This window comes from Frankia sp. AiPs1, from assembly GCF_023716945.1.
GTDB lineage: Bacteria > Actinomycetota > Actinomycetes > Frankiales > Frankiaceae > Frankia.
This window is the reverse complement of the sequence record NZ_JAMQQF010000517.1, coordinates 1-4,265: the sequence shown is the minus strand read 5'-3', so window position 1 is coordinate 4,265 and position 4,265 is coordinate 1. Positions and strand designations below refer to the sequence as shown.

The 4,265-nt window shown below is 74.2% G+C and carries 2 protein-coding genes and 1 pseudogene; all 3 read left to right on the top strand.

Annotated features, from left to right (window positions below):
• Positions 1-336: pseudogene (locus ND748_RS26465) on the top strand (M56 family peptidase); the annotation flags it as partial.
• Between the two features lie 277 nt (positions 337-613).
• Complete coding sequence (ppc, locus tag ND748_RS26460) at positions 614-3,499, top strand: phosphoenolpyruvate carboxylase (protein WP_251748905.1); 2,886 nt, start codon at positions 614-616, stop codon at positions 3,497-3,499.
• A gap of 321 nt (positions 3,500-3,820) precedes the next feature.
• Positions 3,821-4,265 (top strand): hypothetical protein (locus ND748_RS26455; protein WP_251748903.1); only part of this gene is annotated, 445 nt, incomplete at its 3' end.

Below are 4,265 nucleotides of genomic sequence, written 5' to 3'. Positions count from 1 at the left end.
GCCCCGGCCCCCGCGGGGGCGCTCAGCATCACCGGGCACCCGGCCGTCGTGCTGCCCGCCCTCGGCGCCGAGGATCCCCTGCCGGCCACGGCGGCCCGGGCGGCGATCCGGTTCGGCGGCGGCCCGACAGCCGGACCGACAGCCGGACCGGGAACCGGCTCCGCCGCCGCGGCGGCGGACAGTCCCGGCCTCCGACTCGGGACGGCCAATCCGGTCATCTCGCGCATCGCCCGGCTGCTCGACCCGCCAGGGGTCCGTTGGTGGCTGCCCGCCGGGGCCTACCTGGCCGCCGCAGCCGTCCTCGCAGCCCCCCCGATGATCGTCCTCATCGGCTGATCGCGCAGGTCACCGGCGGTTTGCGAGCGCAGGCGCCGGCTCGGCAAGGGCGGGCGGAACATGCGGGAGACGATTTATCTCTCTCCCGCCATCTCGCCCATAGGCAAGGCGCGGGCGAGTCGGCAGACTGGGCCGCGTCGGCGCAGAACCGTCTCGTCGGCCCGGCGACATCGCGGTCGCCGCCTCTCGTATCTCGACGGACCCAGGCAGACCCCAGGCAGACCCAGTCGACCCCAGGCAGACCCCAGTCGAACCCAGTCGAACCACCGGAGGCGGCGTGACGACCGAGCGGATCGCGAGTACGGCCCTCGACGAGCTGCCCCCGGATCCCGGCGCCTTCGCCGGCGGGGTCTCCTCCGACGCCCGCCATGCGGCCGTTCGGGCGGGGGTCCGCCGTCTCGGGGATCTACTCGGTCAGGCCCTGACCCGGCACGAGGGCGCGGCGACGCTCGAACTCGTCGAGCAGGTCCGCGCGCTCGCCCGACGGCCCGACAACGGCGTCGAACTCGGTCGGCTGCTCGCCACCGTGGACGACCAGACGGCCATCGTGCTCGCCCGCGCCTTCACCGCCTACTTCCAGCTCGCCAACATCACCGAGCAGCTGCACCGGTCCCGGGAGCTGTCCGACCGGGCGAAGGGCCCGCTGGCGGAGACCTTCGACCGGATGGCCGCCGCGCTCGACGCCGGCACCCTCGACCGGTCACTGGCCGAGTCGATCGCGCGGCGCCTGGAGCTTCGCCCGGTCTTCACCGCCCATCCGACCGAGGCCAGCCGCCGCTCAGTGCTCGACACGCTGCGCCGCATCGCCGACCTGCTCGACGCGGACAGCCTGGACGGCGCGGCACCGACCGCCGACCGGGACCGCACCCAGCGGCGCCTCGCCGAGATGGTCGACGTGCTGTGGCAGACCGACGAGCTGCGGGTGGAGCGACCGAAGCCGGCGGACGAGGCCCGCTCGGCGGCCTACTACCTGGAGCTGATCGCCACCGAGGTGCTGCCCGACCTGTTGGAGGAGCTCGACCTGGCGCTCGCCCGGGTGGGGCTCACGCTGCCGGCCGGGGCGCACCCGCTGCGATTCGGCTCCTGGGCGGGCGGCGACCGCGACGGCAACCCGAACGTGACCCCCGCGGTCAGCCTGGAGGTGCTCACCCTCCAGCACGAGTTCGGCATTCGGCTGCTGACCTCCCAGGTCGAACAGCTCATCAAGGAGCTGACGGCGTCGACCCGGGTGGTGGGGGTCGGCGACGAACTGCTGTCCTCGCTGGTCGCGGATCGCCAGGCGCTGCCCGAGGTCCACGACCGCTACATCCGGCTCAACGCCGAGGAGCCCTACCGGCTCAAGTGCAGCTACATCCTGGCGCGGCTCGCCGGCACCCGGGATCGGCTGGCCGCCGGCGCGCCGCACGTGCCCGGACGGGACTACGGCGGCGTCGCCGAGGTGCTCGACGACCTGGCGGTGATGCGCACCTCGCTCGCCGCCGGCGACGGATCGCTCGTCGCGGACGGCCCGCTGCTGCGCGTCATCCGCACCGCGCGTGCGATGGGGCTGTCGTTGGCCACCCTCGACATCCGCGAGCATGCCGACAAGCACCATGCGGCCCTGGCCGCGGTGTATGACCAGGTCGGCGAGCTCGACGTTCCCTACGCCCAGCTCGACCGGCCCGAGCGGCGCACGCTGCTGTCCGCGGAGCTGGCCCGGCGCCGGCCGCTGCTCGGCGCCGTGCCGCCGCCGCTGCCCCCGCCGGTGCTGGGCACTCTGGAGCTGATGCACACCGTCCGGGAGGCGCTGGACCGCTTCGGCGGTGATGTCATCGAGAGCTACATCGTCTCGATGACCCGCGACGTCGACGACATCCTGGCCGTGGTCGTGCTCGCTCGGGAGGCCGGCCTCGTCGGGCTCGGCTTCGCCGACCGCCCCGCCTGGGCCCGCATCGGGTTCGTCCCGCTGTTCGAGACGGTGGCCGAGCTGCGGGCGGCCGGCGGGCTGCTCGACGGCATGCTGTCCGACCCCTCCTACCGCTCGCTGGTGCGCGCCCGCGCCGACGTGCAGGAGGTCATGCTCGGCTACTCGGACTCGTCCAAGGACGCGGGGATCACCGCGTCCCAGTGGGAGATCCACAAGGCCCAGCGGGAACTGCGTGACGTCGCCCGCCGCCACGGCGTCGTGCTGCGGCTGTTCCACGGCCGCGGCGGCTCCGTCGGCCGCGGCGGTGGCCCGAGCGGTGAGGCGATCATGGCGCAGCCGTTCGGCACGCTGGACGGCTCGATCAAGGTCACCGAGCAGGGCGAGGTGATCTCGGACAAGTACACGCTGCCCCAGCTCGCCCGGCACAACCTGGAGATCACCCTGGCGGCCGTGGTCGAGGCGTCGATCCTGCACCGATCCTCGCGGCTGAGCCCGACCGTCCTCGCCGGGTGGAACGAGACCATGCAGGCCGTCGCGGACTCGGCCCGAATCGCCTACCAGGCGTTCGTCGGCGATCCGGCGCTCGTGCCGTTCTTCCTCGCCGCCACCCCGGTGGAGGAGCTCGGCAATCTCAACATCGGCTCACGGCCGTCTCGGCGGCCCGGCGGAACCGGCGGGCTCGCCGATCTGCGCGCGATCCCCTGGGTGTTCGGCTGGACGCAGTCGCGGATCATCCTGCCCGGTTGGTTCGGCGTGGGCACCGGCCTGGCCGCGGCCCGGGCCGCCGGGGCCGGCGACACCCTCGCCGAGATGTACCGGTCGTGGCACTTCTTCCGGACCTTCCTCGGCAACGTGCAGATGACCCTGGCCAAGTCGGACCTCACGATCGCCCAGCGGTACGTCTCGACTCTCATCGGCGACGGCGACAGCCACGGCAGCGGCAGCCACGGCAGCGGCAGTGGCGGCGATAGCGACAGCGGCGGCGGCGGTTCGATCTTCGAGACGATCCGCGCCGAACACGCCCGCACGGTCGCCGAGGTTCTCGCGGTCACCGGCCAGGCCGAGCTGCTGGAGAACGCCCCGACGCTGCGCCACACCCTCGAGGTCCGCGACGCCTACCTCGCCCCGCTGCACGCCCTGCAGGTTTCCTTGCTCGCACGCGCCCGAGCCGCCGGGGATGGCGCCGATCCCCTGCTGCGCCGGGCGCTGCTACTGACGATCAACGGCATCGCCGCCGGCCTTCGCAACACCGGCTGACCATCCGGGCCGCCGACGGCCGCCCCGCCCGAATCCACCATCGGGCGGCCCGCTCGACCGATGAACCGCCCGGCCGATCGACCGTCGCGCCGTCCGAGTGACGAGGCGGGTGCGAAGCGGCTCCGAGTGCGACGGATCATGGTCGTTCCCGCACTAGACTTTGCTGCCGTGACGGGTCAAGGCGGTCCGCGGGGCAAGGCGTGGGCTCCGCCGGCCATGCCGCCGCCCGCGGACCCCGCGACCGGCACCGGCGTGGGGGCCGTACCGCGCCCGCCGGCCGGATGGGCCGCAACCCGCAGCGGACGAATCACCCGGACCGCGGTGGCGTCGCTGCTGACCGTCGGGTTGGCGGTGGCCGCGCACGTCCTGGCGTGCGGCAGGGCGCCGGCCGTCACGGTCGCGCTGGTGGGGATCATCCTGGTGATGCGCGTCTGCTGGGGCGTGTCGGAGCGCCGGGTGGCGATGCCCCGGCTGGTCGGCCTGGTGCTCGCCATCCAGGGGTGCCTGCACGTCGCCTTCGAGCTGTCCGCCCCCGCCGGCCACGCCGGCATGGGCGGCCTGGGCGGCGAGGGAAACCACGCGGCACTCACGGCGGCCTCGCCGGTGGATCTGGTGCCCGGCGGTGCGGCGATGCTCGGCCTGCACCTGACCGCCGCGCTGGTCCTCGCCGGTTGGCTCGCGCTCGGCGAGCGCGTGCTCTGGCAGGCCGCCCGCGGCGCGGTTCGGGTGGCCCGCCGCGCGGTGGGCCGGCTGCACCGCCCACGGC